We start from the raw sequence: 16715 nt of genomic DNA, 5'->3' as shown, positions 1-16715 counted from the left end.
CGCCGGCATGGCGAAGAATGGCGCATCCACTAGCCGCGGGCTTTTCGGCGGACAGCCGCAAGGGTTATCGACGCTGTTTTTTACCGAACTGTGGGAACGATTTTCATATTACGGAATGCGCGCGCTGCTGACGCTGTTCATCGTCGCGCCCATCGCTGCTGGCGGTCTGGGGCTCTCAACCGTCGAAGCCGCGCGCATTTATGGCAATTACACCATGGCCGTTTATCTGTTGGCCATTCCCGGCGGTTTCATCGCCGACCGTTATCTCGGCGCGCACCGCTCCGTGCTTATCGGCGGCAGCACCATCGCCCTCGGTCATTTCGCGCTAGCTGTACCAACGCTGTGGGGCTTCTATCTCGGGCTCTGTCTCGTTGCCCTGGGCACCGGTCTCTTCAAGCCTAACATCAGCGCGCTCGTCGGCCGACTTTATGCACCGGGCGATGATCGGCGCGACGCAGGCTTTTCGATTTTCTACATGGGCATCAACATCGGCGGCTTGCTTGCGCCGCTGATTACCGGATTTCTGGCGCAGAGCGCATGGTTCAAGCAATGGCTCGCAGCCAACGGCTTTGACCCCGCCAGCAGTTGGCACTGGGGCTTCGCCGCTGCGGGCATTGGCATGACTATCGGCCTACTACTTTACATGCGGCGCATGTCAACGCTGGATCCGCGGCTCACAGCGGCGCCATCTACGTCGCGCGAAATATCATCGCCAGATACATCGTCTCACGATCCTTCATCGCTACGGTCTGCGTTGCTGGTAGCGGGCGGCACTCTCGCCATTCTGGTGCTGACGCTGCTGTCTGACCGGCCGGAACTGCAATGGTTGCGCGGACTGTTCCTGCTGCTTCCGGCTGGCGCCTGCATCTTCTTTGCCATGCACGGCACGCTGGCGGCCAAACATCTGGCGGCGATGTTCGTGCTGTTCATCGCCTCCATGATCTTCTGGGGCATTTTCGAACAGGCCGGCATCACCATCGCGCTGTTCGCGCAGGAGCTGACCCGCAACGAAGTGTTGGGCTGGAGCTTTCCCGCCGCCTGGTATCAGTCGCTCAACCCGCTGTTCGTCATTCTGCTGGCGCCGCTATTCGCAACGCTGTGGCTGCGCCTCGGCTCGCGCCAGCCATCCAGCCCCGTCAAATTCGTGTTGGGACTCTCGTTTCTTGCCGCATCGTTTCTGCTGATGGTGCCAGCCGCCATGCTCACCGCCGAGGGCCGCATCAGTCCGTTGTGGCTCGTCGGGCTGTTCTTCCTGCAAACCACGGGCGAACTGCTGCTCAGCCCGGTCGGCCTTTCCACCATGACCAAGCTTGCGCCGCCGCATCTCGTCGGGCTGGTGCTGGGCGTATGGTTCCTGTCGATGGCGTGGGGCAACAAGATCGCCGGCATCCTCGGCGCGGGCTACGACTCGGCTGATCCATCTGCGCTTGCGGGCTTCTTCCTGCAACAGGCGCTGATGGTCGGCGTTGCAACGGCGCTGCTGATTGCGCTGGTGCCATGGCTCAAATCGCTGATGCGTGATCTGCGTTAGTCACCGCCGTAACGAAGGCAAAAACGCGACCGCTCTAAACCGCGCGCCCTACAGCTTGCTCGACCACGCGCGCGGCATCCTTCATCAGCTTGTAGTTGATAGCGTCCAGCAGCGCTTCAAAGCTGGCGTCGATGATGTTGGGCGAAACGCCGACGGTAAACCAGCGCTCGCCCGTCACCGTATCGAGGCTTTCAACCAGCACCCGCGTCACAGCTTCGGTGCCACCGGTCAGAATGCGCACCTTGTAATCAACCAGCTCGACATTCTCGATATGCTTCTGGAAGCGGCCGAGATCCTTGCGCAGCGCGCGATCCAGCGCATTCACCGGGCCGTTGCCTTCGCCCACCGACCAGATCGGCTCATCCGCACCGTCGATCGAAACCTTCACGATCGCTTCCGCCACCGTCACCAGATCGCCCTGCGCATTGTGGCGGCGCTCCACCATCACGCGGAAGCTGTCGACGGAGAAATAGCGCGGCACCTCGCCAAGCATGCGGCGCGCCAGCAGCTCGAACGATGCTTCGGCGGCTTCATAGGAATAGCCCGCCGCTTCGCGCGATTTCACCTCGTCCAGCACGCGCGCCAGCACAGCCTCATCGTGATCGACGGCAATGCCGAGCTTTTCCATCGCCGCCAGAATGCTGGACTTCCCACCCTGCTTCGAAACCAGCAGACGACGCCGATTGCCGACGCTTTCGGGCGCGACATGCTCATACGTCTGCGGATCCTTCAGGATCGCGGAAGCATGAATGCCGGCCTTGGTCGCGAACGCGCTCTCGCCGACATACGGCGCGTGGCGGTCAGGATTGCGGTTCAGGATCTCGTCCAGAATGCGGCTCGCATGCGTGAGATGACGCAGACGCGCGGGCGTCACGCCAGTGTCAAAACGATCCGCAAACTCGCTCTTCAGCAGCAGTGTCGGAATGATGGATGTGAGATTGGCGTTGCCGCAGCGTTCGCCGATGCCATTCAACGTACCTTGAATCTGGCGCACACCCGCGCGCACCGCCATCAGCGAATTGGCGACTGCATTTTCGGTGTCGTTGTGCGTGTGAATGCCCAGATGGCTGCCCGGCACCACCTTGGTAACGTCGGCAATGATGTGCTCGAACTCGTGCGGAAGCGTGCCGCCGTTGGTGTCGCACAAAACCACCCAGCGCGCGCCGGCATCATAGGCGGTGCGCGCGACGGCAAGCGCGTAGGCCGCGTTGCCCTTGTAGCCGTCAAAGAAATGCTCGCAGTCGATCATGGCTTCGCGGCCGCTGGCGACAATCGCTTCAACCGACTGCGCAATCGCTGCAAGGTTTTCATCGTTGCTGATGCCGAGCGCCACGCGGACGTGATAGTCCCACGCCTTCGCAACAAGGCAGATCGCCGGGGACTTCGCGGCCATCACGGCCTGAAAGCCGCTGTCGTTCGAGACCGAGCGCCCTGCACGCTTCACCATGCCGAAAGCGGTCAGCCGCGCGGTTTCCAATGTTGGTGGATTTTCAAACAGGCGCGTGTCGGTAGCATTTGCCCCCGGAAAGCCGCCTTCAACGTAATCAACGCCAAGGTCATCCAGCACCGCAGCGATGCGGCGCTTCTCCTCGACGGAAAAGTCGATGCCCGTCGTCTGCGCGCCATCGCGCAGCGTTGTATCGAACAGATAGAGCCGTTCCCTCGTCATGCGTTACGCACGCCCCCTACGCGATACTTAACTGGCCGAACCGTAACGCCGGCCTAACAACGGCCGACGATCCCTGACCGCAGTGCACCCATTTGCCTCACCCGCCGATCCCTCCCGGCGGATGCCTGTCCTGAAAAGGTGCGTCCCTAAAGAAGATATCCGAATGCCTGCGCGGCCAACCAGAATGCCAGCAGCGCGATGCCGATCTTCACCAGCATGTAAACCAGCCAATGGCGTGGCTCGGGCGTATCCTTGTGCCAGTCGTCGCTCATCGTGCCAGCTCCCAGGTTGTTACGATTTCGCCCGTTGCCGTGTCCTTGGCGTCTTTCAGGATAACACCGGATGCCGCCAGCTCATCGCGAATACGGTCGGCTTCCTTGAAGTTTTTCGCTTTGCGCGCCTCGCCGCGTTGCGCCACCAAAGTGTTAACGCGCACGGCGAGATCGGGATCGGTCACCTCAACCAGGTCGGCGCTCTGCACCGGCGCATGCCAGCGCGCAACATCGAAGCCCATCAATGCGGCAGAAGCCAGCCACTTCTCGCCGCTTGCATTATCACCGCTGCGCGCATCCTTCGCCAGCTCGTGCAGGCGGGCGATGGCCAGAGGTGTGTTAAGATCATCCTTCAGCGCATCGATAACGGCGCCGTCGGGCAGGGCGTGCTCCAGCAGCGCGCCGCCGATGCGATCACTGATCTCACCCCAGCGATCCAGCGTCGCCTTCGATTCTTCCAGCGCCTTGCGCGTCCAGTCGATCGGCTGACGATAGTGCGTGCGCAGCATGTTGAAGCGCACCACCTCGCCAGACCACTCCTGCAGCAGATCGTGAATGGTGATGAAGTTGCCGAGCGACTTCGACATCTTCTCGCCTTCCACCTGCAGAAAGCCGTTGTGCAGCCAGTAGCGCGCCATCACTTGCGAGCCATGCGCGCAGCGCGACTGCGCGATCTCGTTCTCGTGGTGCGGAAACACCAGATCGATGCCACCGCCGTGGATGTCGAACACATCGCCCAGATGCTTGCCCGCCATCGCGGAGCACTCGATATGCCAGCCCGGCCGTCCCGGTTCGGTGATGCCTGCGGGCGATGGCCATGACGGCTCGCCGGGCTTCGATGGCTTCCACAGCACAAAGTCCATCGGGTCTTTTTTATAAGGCGCCACCTCAACGCGGGCGCCGGCCGCCATCTCATCCAGCGTGCGGTTGGAGAGCTTGCCGTAGTCGGGCATCGAAGGCACATCGAACAGCACATGCCCTTCGGCCGCATAGGCGTGACCGTTGGCGATCAGCGCCTCGATCAGCGTCTTCATTTCATCAATGTGTTCAGTCGCGCGCGGCTCCACCGTCGGCGGCAGCACGCCCAGCGCGGCGATGTCGTCGTGGAACTGCTTCGCCGTCCGCTCCGTCAGCTCACGGATCGAGATGCCTTCATCCGCCGCCCGCGCGTTGATCTTGTCGTCGACGTCCGTGATGTTGCGCACATACTTGACGTGATCGGCGCCATAGACGTGACGCAGCAGCCGGAACAGCACATCAAACACGATCACCGGACGCGCGTTGCCGATGTGGGCATAGTCATAGACGGTCGGCCCGCACACATACATGCGCACGTTCTGCGCATCGAGCGGAACGAACTCCTCCTTGCGGCGGGTCAGCGTGTTGTACAGTCTCAGTGATTGCAGCTCGGCCATAGTGGTCCCTGATCTCGTCGGGAGCCGCTGACGGGGACGATTTCTCTGTCAGAATTTGGCCAAAGAAGCGCGCCGCGCGCCAGCGGGGATGTGCTAGCTCAGAATAAAAATCGGTGCCGCACAACAGGCCGGCGGCGTTTGACGCAGCATGCGCTTCATGCCCGCCGTTATGCGCAAACTCGCGTTCCTTCGTCAAGCCAAGCCATGGTTAGGTCGGCTCAGCGCCAAGGTAATGTATCGATCGGCCGCTGTTTTCCCCAGTCGGTAAGCCGCGGGCCGCCCAAATTGCTCCGCATTGACCCCCTAGCCCGTGGTGGTCATAGTCGCCCCGATTGGCGCACAGCGGGCCGCAAGCTTCGCTGAGCCACGGCAGGACAGAAATCACGATGGTTAAGGCAAATGCTCGGCGTAAGGCCTTTGGTGCTGCGATCCTGTCGGCAGCGCTCCTGACGGCTTGGTCGGCTGTTGTGGCGCCCGCCACGGCGCAGGACTGGTGGCCTTGGTCAAGCTCCGAGCCGGAACGGCCGCCGATTCCTGACGAACCTGTTTACCGCGAACCGCCGCCTCCGCGCGGCGGCCCATCGCCGGATTATTACGACGCGCAGCCCCCGCCTGATCGGCAGCCGCCACCGTCTGCCCCTGCCGTCAACTGGTCGACCAAGAACCCGATCTGCCTGCAGCTAGAACAGCGGCTGGTGCAGGACGGCCAGTCCTCCAGCGGCATGCGCTCCCGCCTGCCCGCCATCGAGGCTGAAATCGACCAGATGGACCGCACTTACCGGCAGGCGGAATCCGATCTGGAGCGCGGCAAGTGCTACGAGTACTTCCTGTTCTCCAAATCCATCCGCCGCACCCGCGCTTGCATCGACCTCGCCCAGCAGCGCCAGCAGGCGGAGCAGCGACTGTCGGAGCTGGAGGCCCAGCGCCAGCAGATCGCCAATTCCGGCGTGCGCTCTTATCGCGAGGAAATCGTGCGCGAGCTGGCGCGGAACAATTGCGGCAACAACTACGTGCAGGAAGCCCGGCGTTACGATCAGGGCTCTTCGTCGGTCTGGCAGGACGAGGACGTCGGCAATTTCGGCAATCGCTGGGGAAGCTATGGCGGCCAGTCCGGCGCCACCTACCGCACGGTATGCGTGCGCCTGTGCGACGGCTATTACTTCCCGGTGAGCTTCTCAACCCTGCCGAGCCATTTCGATCAGGATGCCGAGGCCTGCCAATCACGCTGCGCTGCGCCGGCCGAGCTGTATTATTATCAGAACCCCGGTTCCAGCATGGACCAGTCGGTGTCGTTCAGCTCTCAGGAACCATACACACGATTAAGGACCGCATTCCGCTACCGCAAGGAGTTGGTAAAGGGCTGCTCATGTAAGGAAGCGGAATACGTGCCGCCCGAAGGGAAGGCCAGCCCAGGAAAAAGCGCCGGTGCTGCCGGTAGCCTCGCCACCGGCTGGGAAGCCCGCTCGGAAGCGGAAGCGCAAAGGCAACAATAGCAGAGAGCGTCCGGGCTTTATTTACTCCCAGACGCTCCGGTCTTCCTTCACCTGCCTGTGACGGAAACCGCCACGAAAGCCGGATCATGCATCCTTCTGCGCCAGCCGCACAGCTTGTCGACATGCTGGAGATCAGACCTCTCAGCGTCGACTGCCTTGCCACCGCCCGCTATGTCATCGCCAGCGCCGTCAAACGGCACGCGGCCGCCGCATACACACAGGCGCAACTGCACGCGCTCATGGATTTCGTCCAAAGCCCGCACTACAGCGATCTTCTGTATGCCGGACGCAGCTATGGCGCTTTCATCGGCGCCGAGATGGTTGCCGTTGCAGCCTGGAGTTCCAGCGCAGCCCCCAGCCCAACCGCCCGCCTGATCGGCGTATTCGTCCAGCCGCTATTCGGCGCCAGCGGCATCGGCGCCCGACTCCTCGCCCACATCGAGGAAGAAGCCCGCGCCGCCGGATTCCGCGCCCTCGATATTGGCGCCCTGCCCGGCGCCGTCGGGTTTCTGGAAGCTTCGGGCTATCAGCAGATCGGACCGCGCCCACTAGGCCTGCCCTCCGGCCAGCAGATCCCCGTTATCGAGATGCGCAAGCTCGGGTTGGCCCGCCACACGGTAATGCACTGACGCATTTCGCCTGCGACTCCGGCGCGCCATTGCTGGCGTTTCGGATAGCGCGCAACCCGCATTTGATTTGACCGCAAGAAACGGAGTGTGCCCTCCTCCGCGATGCACTAGCCTGCTCGCGACGCAGGAAAGCGCTCACTTGGCCTCGCAAGATGCAGGACGATGCAGACCGCCGCACAAACCGCTGACTACTGGCACGCAGTTGAAACCCGCGACCGCTCCTTCGACGGCAAATTCTATTATTCCGTCGCAACCACGGGCATCTATTGCCGTCCCTCATGTCCGGCCCGGCGCCCTAATCGCGGCAACATCGCATTCCACGCCACCTGCGCAGCGGCCGAAAAAGCCGGTTACCGCCCGTGCAAGCGGTGCAAGCCTGACGAACTGGCCCCGCATGATCGCCACGCAGCACAGATGGCCGACATCTGCCGTCTGATTGAAACCGCCGAGCAGCAGCCTTCACTGACATCACTTGCGCGCGCCGCAGGCCTCAGCGCACACCACTTTCATCGCGTGTTCAAAGCCACCGTTGGCGTCACGCCGAAAGCCTATGCCGTTGCTGTCCGTCAGCAGCGCGTGCGCAAAACGCTGCTGCAGGGCACATCCGTAACGGAAGCTGTTCACGCTGCGGGCTTTGAATCCAGCGGCCGTTTCTATGCCAACTCCGGAGCCATCATCGGCATGAAACCGAATGACTACCGCGCCGGCGGAACAGACGTTGATATGCGTTTCGCCGTTGGAGAATGCTGGCTGGGGTCGATCCTCGTTGCCGCCAGCGACAAGGGCATCACCGCAATCCTTTTGGGCGATGATCCCGAAGCGCTGATTCATGATCTGGAACGCCGGTTTCCCAGCGCCAATCTCATCGGCGGCGATGCAAACTTTGAAGACGTGATGGCGAAGGTTGTCGGACTGGTGGAAGCACCGCAATCGGGCATCGATCTGCCGCTCGATGTACGCGGCACCGCGTTCCAGCATCTGGTGTGGCAGGCGCTGCGCGAAATCCCGCCTGGCTCAACCGCAACCTATAGCGAGATTGCAGCAACGATCGGCATGCCCAAGGCCGTGCGCGCTGTCGCCACCGCGTGCGCGGCCAACAGTGTCGCGATAGCTATTCCCTGTCACCGCGTGATCCGCACCGATGGCGCGCTGTCGGGTTATCGTTGGGGCATCGATCGCAAGCGCAAACTTCTGGATCGCGAGCGCAAAACCTGAAGCGTGCCCCGGCTCCATTGTCGCCTGCATTTACCGCCTGCGTTTTCTACTTGCCCACGTTCGCCTTCGCTTCCTTGGTGCTGCTGCCCTGATCGCGCACAACCGTTCTGAAGCCGACATGCGATGTCCCCAGATCCGCTTCCTGCGGCTGCCGTGATGTGGTGCGATAACGCGCGCAATAGTTGGCTGCGCAAAGGTGCGAGCCGCCCTTGATAACGCGGCTGGGCGCACTGCCCGGTGCCAGCGGTGCAAGCCCCGGTGGACCTTTTGGATTCACCGCCGCGACATTTACATGGCCGCGACGATACCAATCGCTCGTCCATTCCCAGACGTTGCCAATCATGTCGTACAGGCCATATCCGTTGGGCGAAAAGCAGCCGACCGGAGCCGTGCCGACAAATCCATCCTCGGCGGTGTTCAGCACCGGGAAAACACCCTGCCAGGTGTTGGCGATCGGCTTTTCACCGTCATAGGCCGTGCGCGCTCCAATCTCTTCACGGTCGCCACCGCGCGCAGCGTATTCCCACTCAGCTTCGGTTGGCAGATCGTGGCCGCGCCAGTTGGCATACGCCAGCGCATCCTCATACGTCACATGCACCACGGGATGGCGCTCGCGTCCTTCGATAGAACTGCCCTCGCCTTCCGGCTGGCGCCAGTTGGCGCTCTCAATATATTTCCACCATTGCGAGGTTCTGGCCCCCTGCGGCAGTTCAGAAGGTGCAACAAACACCGCCGAACCGGGATTATTGGCGCGCTCGGCGTGCGTAATATATCCGGTTGCCCGCACAAACTCGGCGAACTGTGCGTTCGTTACCTCGCGGCTGTCGATCCAGAAGCCGCTCACCTCCACAGTATGGGCAGAGCGTTCTTCCGGCAGCTGCCGATCCGAGCCCATGATAAACGCGCCACCGGGCACATACACCATCCCTGTTTTGTCGCCCGCCGCAGTGACGGATTTCCGGGTGGCGAGGCGCATGGGTGAGCGACAGTCAGCGGCAGGCTGGGCTACTTTTCCCTGTGCGGACGTTTGCGCCGATGCGCTAGCGCCGGTGAGCACAAAACCGGCAGCCAATAGCGCCGCACACAACGCTGTTTGAGCAGCATGCGCACCGCCCGACAATTGGCGATGAAGCACTGACTTCAGTTGTTCCGCTGTGATCTGCACGCCGCCCTCGTTAGACCAACTCTATTGGGCCTATCCGGGAGCATGGCGCAGCAGACGTAATTTTTCACTCATGCCGAATGCTTTAAATCCGCATTGTTTTGCACGAACAGCAACTCAAATTGGCCACTTAAGCTCTCCGACACCAACACAATCGAAGTGCATCTCGAAGGCGGTTTCCCTTCTTCCTATCGCAATCACCGTGTGTGCCAATGCTGTGAGTCCAGCTTGGAATGGAGTTTGTGATGTCTGACTTGCTAGGGGCGAAGCAGCCAGGAAGAATATCGGCGATCGCCATATCCGTGGCTGTATCCGTGTGCATGGCAATGCCGATGTCCGCTACAGCGCAGGAAACAACCACACCAACGGCAACGCAGGAAACGACGGCGCAAACAGCACCATCCGCTGCAGGCAGCAAACCCAACATCCTGCTGATCGTTTCCGACGATACCGGCTGGGGCGATCTGGGCCCGTTTCTGGGTGGTGACGCCAGAGGCATGCCAACACCGAATTTCGATCGCCTCGCGCGCGAAGGCATGTTCTTCACAAACTACTACGGCCAACCGAGCTGCACGCCCGGCCGCGCTGCCATCCAGACCGGACGCATTCCGAACCGCAGCGGCATGACGACAGTGGCGTTCCAGGGTCAGGGCGGCGGCCTGCCGGCAGCCGAATGGACGCTGGCGTCAGTGCTCAAGAACGCGGGCTACAAAACCTACTTCACCGGCAAGTGGCACCTTGGCGAAAGCGATTACGCGCTGCCGAACGCCCAGGGCTACGACGTGATGCAGTACGCGTTCCTGTATCATCTTAACGCCTACACCTATGGCGATCCGAAGTGGTTTCCGAACATGAGCCCGAAGCTGCGGGAAATGTTTCAGAAGGTCACGAAGGGCGCGCTCTCCGGCAACGCTGGCGAAGAGGCGAAGCAGGTGTTTGAGGTCAACGGTGAATACGTCGATACGCCGGAAAAGGGCATCGTCGGCATCCCGTTCCTTGATGCATATGTCGAGAAGGCCGCGACGGAGTTCCTCACCGACGCTGCGAAGACTCCCGACACACCGTTCTTCATCAACGTCAACTTCATGAAGAACCATCAGCCCAACCTTCCGCACCCGGACTTCATTCACAAGTCGATCTCGAAGTCGAAGTATGCCGACTCCGTTGTCGAGCTCGACACTCGCATCGGCGCCATTCTTACAAAGCTGGACGAGCTTGGTCTGGCCGATAACACGCTGGTCTTCTACACCGTCGACAACGGCGCCTGGCAGGATGTGTACCCCGACGCCGGCTACACGCCTTTCCGCGGCACCAAAGGCACGGTACGTGAAGGCGGCAATCGCGTGCCCACCATGGCGCGCTGGCCCGGCAAGGTGAAACCCGGCACGGTCAATAACGACATCCTCGGCGGTCTTGATCTGATGGCAACGTTCGCAGCGCTCGGTGGCGTGCCCCTGCCGGAAAACGATCGCGAAGGTAAGCCGATCATCTTCGACAGCTTTGACATGACACCGGCGTTGCTCGGCACCGGCAAATCTAAGCGCGATAGCTGGTTCTTCTTCACAGAGGACGAGCTTTCTCCCGGTGCGGTGCGCGTCGACAACTTCAAGTACGTGTTCAATCTGCGCGGCGACGACGGCGCCAAGACTGGCGGCCTTGCCGTCGACACCAACCTCGGCTGGAAGGGCCCATCGAGCTACGTCGCAACCGTTCCGCAGGTGTTCGACATACTGGCCGATCCGCAGGAGCGCTACGACGTGTTCATGACCAACTTCACCGAGAACACGTGGGCGATGGTTCCTGCCAACGACGCCGTCGCCGGCCTCATGGATACGTACAAGAAGTTTCCGCCGCGCAAGATTCAGAGCGAAACTTACACTGGTCCGATCACGATCAGCCGCTATGAGAAGTTCAAATACATTCAGGAGGAGCTGGCGAAGGATGGCTTCACCATCGGCCTGCCTACGGGCAACTGATGTGACTGCCGCCCGCGTAGGCTCACGCCACGCATAGCGATCGCAAAACAAAAAACGAGGCGCTTCGGCATCCACCGCAGCGCCTCGTTCCAATTTATCCGCTATCGACCGATGGCCGCTCTATCGCCAACCCTAGGCCAGCAGCCAGCCATCGCCGCGATTTTCCGATCAGTCTTCGCGGTAGACCTTCTCGCGGCGTTCATGCCGCTCCTGCGCTTCAACCGACAGCGTCGCAATCGGCCGTGCATCCAGACGCTTCAGGCCGATGGGCTCGCCTGTGTCTTCGCAATACCCGTACGAGCCGTCATCAATCCGCGCGATTGCTGCGTCGATCTTAGCGACCAGCTTGCGTTGACGATCACGGGCGCGCAGCTCAAGCGCGCGGTCCGTTTCCGATGTGGCCCGGTCGGCCAGATCCGCATGCTGGGTCGATTCCTCGTGCAATCCCACCAGCGTCTCGCGGGTCTGACGGATGATCTCATCCTTCCAATTGAGCAGCTTCTGGCGGAAGTACGCCCGATGTTGCTCATTCATGAACGGCTCGTCCTCCGAAGGCTTGTAATCCGGAGGCAGCACAATCGACGTTGTCTTGGCGCGTGCCGTCATTTTTCTCCCCGCAACATTCTGCTCAACCATCACCGGCTCAGTACTGCCGGAACTGCCGCCGATCATCGGCGCTTTGTCGGACGTCCTCCCCTTGGCCGTAACCTTGGACGTAGTGTTCTGATCGGGCTTGGCCTTCTTTGTCGCTGCTTTTTTTGCGCCCGATTGTTTTCCTGAAGCACCCGGCTGAAGTTCTGTCCCGCCGGGATTTGCGCGCCCTCTTTTTGGGGCACCCTTCTTGACGCTATCGGCGCCGCTGGCTGCCGCCCTCACGTTGGCAACGGCAGCACTTTCTCGCTTCGCGGCAGTTTTCGAAGCCGCACTGCCGGCCGCAGCCTCGCCAGGCCGACCCTTAGCCTTCTTCAGCTCTTTTGCGCCTTGCTTGCTCATCAGGCCTCCGGGAGGCTGGTAGAGACGGCCGATCTAGCATCGGACCGACAACAAGCTGCATTTCGGCGCCTCTATTGGCGGCAGTGCGGCGATCTGTCAAGACGTTCTGCCATCGCACCTAAGCTTAAGTGGTCTCAATAAAAATGGCGGCCTTATTATACCGCCGATTCTCAATGGGCTAAGGGCCATAAGCCACCTGGGAGCCTGCCTCCTTTCCGGTCCAAACCCACCAGACACGCAGCCGGCGTATCGACGCCGCCCCACCAGAAGGGCAATATTCCGCGATGAAGTTCGAAGGCACGCGCCGCTATGTCGCCACCGACGACCTCAAGGTAGCCGTCAATGCCGCCATCACCCTGGGGCGCCCGCTGCTCATCAAGGGCGAACCGGGAACCGGCAAGACCGCGCTGGCCATCGAGGTCGCCGAGGCCCTCGGCGTGCCGATCATCGAATGGCACATCAAATCCACCACCAAGGCGCAGCAGGGCCTTTACGAGTACGACGCCGTTTCGCGCCTGCGCGACAGCCAGCTCGGCGATGAGCGCGTCAAGAACATCGGCAACTACATCAAGCGCGGCAAGCTGTGGGAAGCGTTCGTGCACGACGGGCGCCCCGTGCTGCTGATCGACGAGATCGACAAGGCCGACATCGAATTCCCCAACGACCTGTTGCAGGAACTCGATCGCATGGAGTTCTTCGTCTACGAGACCGGCGAAACGGTGAAGGCGCACAACCGCCCCATCGTCATCATCACGTCCAACAACGAGAAAGAGCTGCCGGACGCATTCCTGCGCCGTTGCTTCTTCCACTACATCAAGTTCCCCGACGCCGACACGATGCAGCAAATCGTTGACGTGCACTTCCCCGGCCTCAAGGGCCGGCTGGTGTCGGAAGCGATGCGCATCTTCTATGACATCCGCGACATGGCGGGCATCAAGAAGAAGCCATCGACGTCGGAGCTGCTCGACTGGCTGAAGCTGCTGCTGAACGAGGATGTCTCGCCTGAAACGCTGCGCGAGCATGAAGCGCGCAAGGTCATTCCGCCACTGGCTGGCGCGCTGCTCAAGAACGAGCAGGATCTGCACCTGTTCGAGCGCATCGCCTTCATGGCGCGGCGGCGCGGAGAGTAGCCTCCACTCACCTGGCGCGAAGACACAGACGGGCGATGCACACCGGCGCCACCGCGAGCCCTATTCAACTGGCTGTTGCGCTGAGGTCATAGTGACACCACCGCCAATTGAATAACGTTCGGTGCGATATTTCTTGCCGATTCGCACCGGAGAACGACATTGCCTGCCACCAGCCCATTTCGCGCCATCGGATTGATCGCCTGCTCCGCTGGAGCGCTCGCCGCTTTTTCGGTCGCTGCAATGGCGCAGGAACCGGCCGGATCGGCATGGCAGGGTGCTTATGCCGGTCTCGTCGTCGGCGGCACCTGGAACAGCCACGACACCACCGACATCTCGACCACAACGTCCGCGCTCAACCCGCTTGAACCGTTCGCCAACGTGTTTGCCGACATCTATGCCAGCCAGACATCGGGCAAGTATGTGAGCGGCAAGGGAACGAACTTCTTTGCCGGCGGCAAGCTGGGTTACAACTGGCAGCTAGGTGGTTTCGTCACTGGCTTCGAAACTGACCTGCAGGGACCGGGCGCCGATCCAGGCCGTCCGTATCAAAGCACTTTCACCCCCGCCTGGACCTATACCACCACCACAACCATATCCCATTCAGTCGACTACTTGGGCACGCTGCGCGGCCGGCTCGGAATGCTGCTCAGCCCGTCGCTGCTCATGTACGGAACCGGCGGTCTGGCCTATGCCGGCACCACCAGCCGCGTCGACGTAAGCCAGACAATCAATCTGTCGACCATCGACAATGGGGTGAGTTCCGCTAAGTCAACCTCGACACGCGTCGGCTGGACCCTCGGCGGCGGCATTGAATGGCTGCTGGGCGCAAACTGGAGCCTCGGCGGCGATTATCTCTATTACGACCTCGGCAAGGAGCGGTTTTCCGCCGGCAGCGTCGCCCCGATGGTGCTACCGAACGCAGCGGGCCAGGGCGCACCCTTGTTTGTGAACGATCTGACCGGATCGACACGTTTCAACGGCCAAATCCTGCGCGTTGGCGTGAACTATCATTTCAATTGAGCAGTCTGGTTACCGCAGGCAAACGGTTCGATCCGCCGTTCGCAATTGTCAGATGTCATCCACGACCGTCAGCGCGCGGAAGGCATGCCACGTCGCGTGCCCCAGCAACGGCAGGATGATTGCAAGCCCCAGAAATAGCGTCAGCAGACCGATCATCATGTGACCGGCGATCAGCGCCGCCCACAGCAACATCGGGCCGATGTTAGCCGCCGCCGCCCGCACGCTGGTCGCCATCGCAGTGACGGTATCAACGTCCTCGGCCAGCAGCAGCGGTGCACCGATACTTGAAATGCTGAACACCATCGCCGCCAGAGCCGCACCCAGAATGGTGCCCGCGAACAGCAGCGCCAAACCGGCGTTGGTGAACAGCGCCGTATGAACAAACTGGCTCGGGTCCGGCACCGCCACCTCGCCCAGAAACAGGCCGAGCAGCAAAAACGCCAACTGAACCCAAGCGAAAAAGGCCAGAAACAGCGCGACACCGAACAGCGCCAGCCGGCCAATCGCCGAGCGCATTCCCGCCACCACCGCGCCCAGCGTGACACGCTGCCCCTTCTCTCGCAGGCGGCTCATCTCATAGAGGCCCGCCGCCAGCACCGGCGAGATCAGCACGAAGCCAGCCCCCAGAACCGGCACCAGTGACACCAGCTCCTGGCGCTCAAGCAGCCAATAGAGCAGCCATCCTCCCGCAGTGAAAATGATGCCCAAGCCGATGCTCAGCACGGGATTGGCGCACAGGTCGCGCCAGCCGGCCGCCAGCCAGGCCCAGGGGGCATCAAGCGCAACACGGCGCACCGGAAAGCCAAGCGGATGCGTCGCCGCGTTGGGTCGGGAAAGGTCTTCGCCTGCCATGGAAAACGTGCTCCTTCCGCTCATTCTCCTAACGGCAGCGCTCGGGCTGCAACTCTGTTACATAGCGTGATCCTGGCCGCCACGCAGCCGCCGAATTTCGTGCGCGTGGATAACCGCCATCAAAGAGGGCGCTCCGCCCGGTGGGGAAACAAACTATGACGACGACTGACCGTGCGGCGCAGCGCGATGAGCAATCCCGCGCAAATCTCACCGCAGCAATGGGTTATGGCGGCTGGCAGGCGACAATTCTTTCAGCCTTCGCACTCGCACTGTCCGCCTACTCGCTATACGAGACAAGCTTCAAGACAGCCGAGATCGAGGTCTTCATTCCACCGGTCATTCAGTATGCGCGCGATGGCAGCGGCGACACCGAGCTGTTTTCCATTCCCATCACGGTGACGAACTCCGGCGCGCGCACCGGCACGATCCTGTCGCTGCAGCTCACCGCCGAGAACCTCAAGACCAATCAGAAAAAGCAGTTCTACAGCGCCTTCCTCGGCGAGCATCAAGTCAACGCCGATGCGCCCAACCGCTCATTTGCGCCGCTGTCGATCGCGGGCCGCGAAACCTTCAGCGACACGATCCGCTTCTATCCCGATGGCGATGTGTTCCCGAAGCTGATCGACGACGCGGGCGACTTCCGCTTCACGCTGAACCTTGTCACCGCACAGGCCCGCCGTCCGGACTTCATCGACAAGCTGTTCACCAATGCGGTCGAGCCCGTCGTCTTCGAGCGCACGCTGCCTTGGTATTCCGATCAGATGCTCAGCATGCGGCGTCAAGCCGTCTCCATGCCCGAGCGCAAGCGCGCCGATAGCCAGTCAAGCCCCGCGGCCACACCAGCATCCGAACCCGCTCCGGTCGTCCAGGATGCTGTGGATGGGGCGGCGCCATCGCCATAGAGCGCCATTGCAGATCGCCAAGGTGCATTGCACGCGCCAAAGGTCTCCAATGCAGCTATGGGATCAGCCGTCGCTCTTCATGAACAGCGGCTGCAAGCGCCACTTCAGAGGGCATTCAGCGAACCGGCTCCACAGTCACCGGATCAGGTTCACCCGCAAGTCACGCATCACGGAGGCGCCCATGGCAGAGTTCATTCGCAGCGGCCTTATCATCCTCATGGGGTTGACGGTTATGGCCGCCGGTGTGCTCGTCATATTCTACGGCTGATTTTTACGGCTCGGCGTTCAGCACTTCATTGCAAAGCCCGCGCAAACTTTAACGCTTCGCTTGCGCGCACCTCAGGTTGCAGCGGCGCTCTTTTGTTGAAAACCTTGTCGGCATGGCAACTTCGCACTAGATCTGATCGCTTCTGGCCTATCTGCCCGAAGCGTGAATCATCGGCCGCACCAACAGGC

At 61.5% G+C, this 16715-nt stretch carries 14 protein-coding genes; 8 read left to right on the top strand and 6 right to left on the bottom strand.

Annotation, left to right across the window (positions count from 1 at the left end; translation table 11 throughout):
- The first annotated feature begins 7 nt into the window (after window positions 1–7).
- Window positions 8–1531: a peptide MFS transporter gene (locus QEZ49_RS12200; protein ID WP_280387237.1), complete on the top strand. Its 1524-nt coding sequence runs from the start codon at window positions 8–10 to the stop codon at window positions 1529–1531.
- A gap of 34 nt (window positions 1532–1565) precedes the next feature.
- On the opposite strand, the gene cimA is transcribed toward QEZ49_RS12200, so the two are convergent.
- The 3 genes from cimA to cysS form a co-directional block, all read right to left on the bottom strand.
- A complete protein-coding gene (gene cimA / locus QEZ49_RS12195; RefSeq protein WP_280387235.1) occupies window positions 1566–3200 on the bottom strand; it encodes a citramalate synthase in 1635 nt (544 codons plus the stop codon).
- A 146-nt stretch (window positions 3201–3346) separates the two neighbouring features.
- Window positions 3347–3472 carry a hypothetical protein gene (locus QEZ49_RS12190; protein WP_280387233.1) on the bottom strand — a complete coding sequence of 42 codons (126 nt, stop codon included), beginning with the start codon at window positions 3470–3472 and terminating at the stop codon, window positions 3347–3349.
- Window positions 3469–4887, bottom strand: a complete 1419-nt coding sequence (cysS, locus tag QEZ49_RS12185; protein WP_280387231.1) for a cysteine--tRNA ligase — start codon at window positions 4885–4887, stop codon at window positions 3469–3471. Before cysS ends, QEZ49_RS12190 begins: the two co-directional genes overlap by 4 nt.
- Before the next feature lie 386 nt (window positions 4888–5273).
- Between cysS and QEZ49_RS12180 the strand changes: the two genes are divergently transcribed.
- The 3 genes from QEZ49_RS12180 to ada all read left to right on the top strand — a co-directional run bounded on the left by QEZ49_RS12180 (window position 5274) and on the right by ada (window position 8224).
- Window positions 5274–6380: a DUF2865 domain-containing protein gene (locus QEZ49_RS12180; RefSeq protein WP_280387228.1), complete on the top strand. Its 1107-nt coding sequence runs from the start codon at window positions 5274–5276 to the stop codon at window positions 6378–6380.
- Between the two features lie 86 nt (window positions 6381–6466).
- Window positions 6467–7009 carry a GNAT family N-acetyltransferase gene (locus tag QEZ49_RS12175; RefSeq protein ID WP_280387226.1) on the top strand — a complete coding sequence of 181 codons (543 nt, stop codon included), beginning with the start codon at window positions 6467–6469 and terminating at the stop codon, window positions 7007–7009.
- Window positions 7010–7171: 162 nt separating this feature from the next.
- Window positions 7172–8224 carry a bifunctional DNA-binding transcriptional regulator/O6-methylguanine-DNA methyltransferase Ada gene (gene ada / locus QEZ49_RS12170; protein WP_280387224.1) on the top strand — a complete coding sequence of 351 codons (1053 nt, stop codon included), beginning with the start codon at window positions 7172–7174 and terminating at the stop codon, window positions 8222–8224.
- Between the two features lie 46 nt (window positions 8225–8270).
- On the opposite strand, the gene QEZ49_RS12165 is transcribed toward ada, so the two are convergent.
- Window positions 8271–9200 carry a formylglycine-generating enzyme family protein gene (locus QEZ49_RS12165; protein WP_280387221.1) on the bottom strand — a complete coding sequence of 310 codons (930 nt, stop codon included), beginning with the start codon at window positions 9198–9200 and terminating at the stop codon, window positions 8271–8273.
- Between the two features lie 518 nt (window positions 9201–9718).
- Between QEZ49_RS12165 and QEZ49_RS12160 the strand changes: the two genes are divergently transcribed.
- Entirely contained in the window at window positions 9719–11362 is a 1644-nt protein-coding gene (locus QEZ49_RS12160; protein WP_280387219.1) for an arylsulfatase, read from the top strand.
- A gap of 168 nt (window positions 11363–11530) precedes the next feature.
- Here the strand turns inward: QEZ49_RS12160 and dksA are convergent, their stop codons facing one another.
- On the bottom strand, window positions 11531–11968 hold the full coding sequence (gene dksA, locus QEZ49_RS17270) for an RNA polymerase-binding protein DksA (protein ID WP_068459166.1): 438 nt from the start codon (window positions 11966–11968) through the stop codon (window positions 11531–11533).
- A gap of 671 nt (window positions 11969–12639) precedes the next feature.
- On the opposite strand from dksA, the gene QEZ49_RS12150 reads away from it, so the two are divergent.
- Together QEZ49_RS12150 and QEZ49_RS12145 are read left to right on the top strand one after the other, a co-directional pair.
- Entirely contained in the window at window positions 12640–13485 is an 846-nt protein-coding gene (locus QEZ49_RS12150) for a MoxR family ATPase (protein ID WP_068459137.1), read from the top strand.
- Window positions 13486–13644: 159 nt separating this feature from the next.
- Window positions 13645–14505, top strand: a complete 861-nt coding sequence (locus QEZ49_RS12145; protein WP_280387214.1) for an outer membrane beta-barrel protein — start codon at window positions 13645–13647, stop codon at window positions 14503–14505.
- A gap of 48 nt (window positions 14506–14553) precedes the next feature.
- Here the strand turns inward: QEZ49_RS12145 and QEZ49_RS12140 are convergent, their stop codons facing one another.
- Window positions 14554–15357 carry a DUF2189 domain-containing protein gene (locus tag QEZ49_RS12140; RefSeq protein WP_280387212.1) on the bottom strand — a complete coding sequence of 268 codons (804 nt, stop codon included), beginning with the start codon at window positions 15355–15357 and terminating at the stop codon, window positions 14554–14556.
- Window positions 15358–15512: 155 nt separating this feature from the next.
- Here QEZ49_RS12140 and QEZ49_RS12135 point away from each other — a divergent pair, with 155 nt between their 5' ends.
- Window positions 15513–16259, top strand: coding sequence for a hypothetical protein (locus tag QEZ49_RS12135; protein WP_280387210.1), 747 nt, complete (start codon window positions 15513–15515; stop codon window positions 16257–16259).
- Window positions 16260–16715: the final 456 nt, after the last annotated feature.

The sequence above is a fragment of the Hyphomicrobium sp. D-2 genome (genome assembly GCF_029872155.1).
Classification (GTDB): Bacteria; Pseudomonadota; Alphaproteobacteria; order Rhizobiales; family Hyphomicrobiaceae; genus Hyphomicrobium_A.
The sequence above is the reverse complement of the archived record's forward strand: the minus strand, read 5'-3'. Positions and strand labels throughout refer to the sequence as shown.

Bases quoted from the DNA above. Each gene is read 5' to 3' on its own strand.
- QEZ49_RS12200 (WP_280387237.1), top strand. From the start codon at position 8: ATGGCGAAGAATGGCGCATCCACTAGCCGCGGGCTTTTCGGCGGACAG.
- cimA (WP_280387235.1), bottom strand. From the start codon at position 3,200: ATGACGAGGGAACGGCTCTATCTGTTCGATACAACGCTGCGCGATGGC.
- QEZ49_RS12190 (WP_280387233.1), bottom strand. From the start codon at position 3,472: ATGAGCGACGACTGGCACAAGGATACGCCCGAGCCACGCCATTGGCTG.
- cysS (WP_280387231.1), bottom strand. From the start codon at position 4,887: ATGGCCGAGCTGCAATCACTGAGACTGTACAACACGCTGACCCGCCGC.
- QEZ49_RS12180 (WP_280387228.1), top strand. From the start codon at position 5,274: ATGGTTAAGGCAAATGCTCGGCGTAAGGCCTTTGGTGCTGCGATCCTG.
- QEZ49_RS12175 (WP_280387226.1), top strand. From the start codon at position 6,467: ATGCATCCTTCTGCGCCAGCCGCACAGCTTGTCGACATGCTGGAGATC.
- ada (WP_280387224.1), top strand. From the start codon at position 7,172: ATGCAGACCGCCGCACAAACCGCTGACTACTGGCACGCAGTTGAAACC.
- QEZ49_RS12165 (WP_280387221.1), bottom strand. From the start codon at position 9,200: ATGCGCCTCGCCACCCGGAAATCCGTCACTGCGGCGGGCGACAAAACA.
- QEZ49_RS12160 (WP_280387219.1), top strand. From the start codon at position 9,719: ATGTCCGCTACAGCGCAGGAAACAACCACACCAACGGCAACGCAGGAA.
- dksA (WP_068459166.1), bottom strand. From the start codon at position 11,968: ATGACGGCACGCGCCAAGACAACGTCGATTGTGCTGCCTCCGGATTAC.
- QEZ49_RS12150 (WP_068459137.1), top strand. From the start codon at position 12,640: ATGAAGTTCGAAGGCACGCGCCGCTATGTCGCCACCGACGACCTCAAG.
- QEZ49_RS12140 (WP_280387212.1), bottom strand. From the start codon at position 15,357: ATGGCAGGCGAAGACCTTTCCCGACCCAACGCGGCGACGCATCCGCTT.
- QEZ49_RS12135 (WP_280387210.1), top strand. From the start codon at position 15,513: ATGACGACGACTGACCGTGCGGCGCAGCGCGATGAGCAATCCCGCGCA.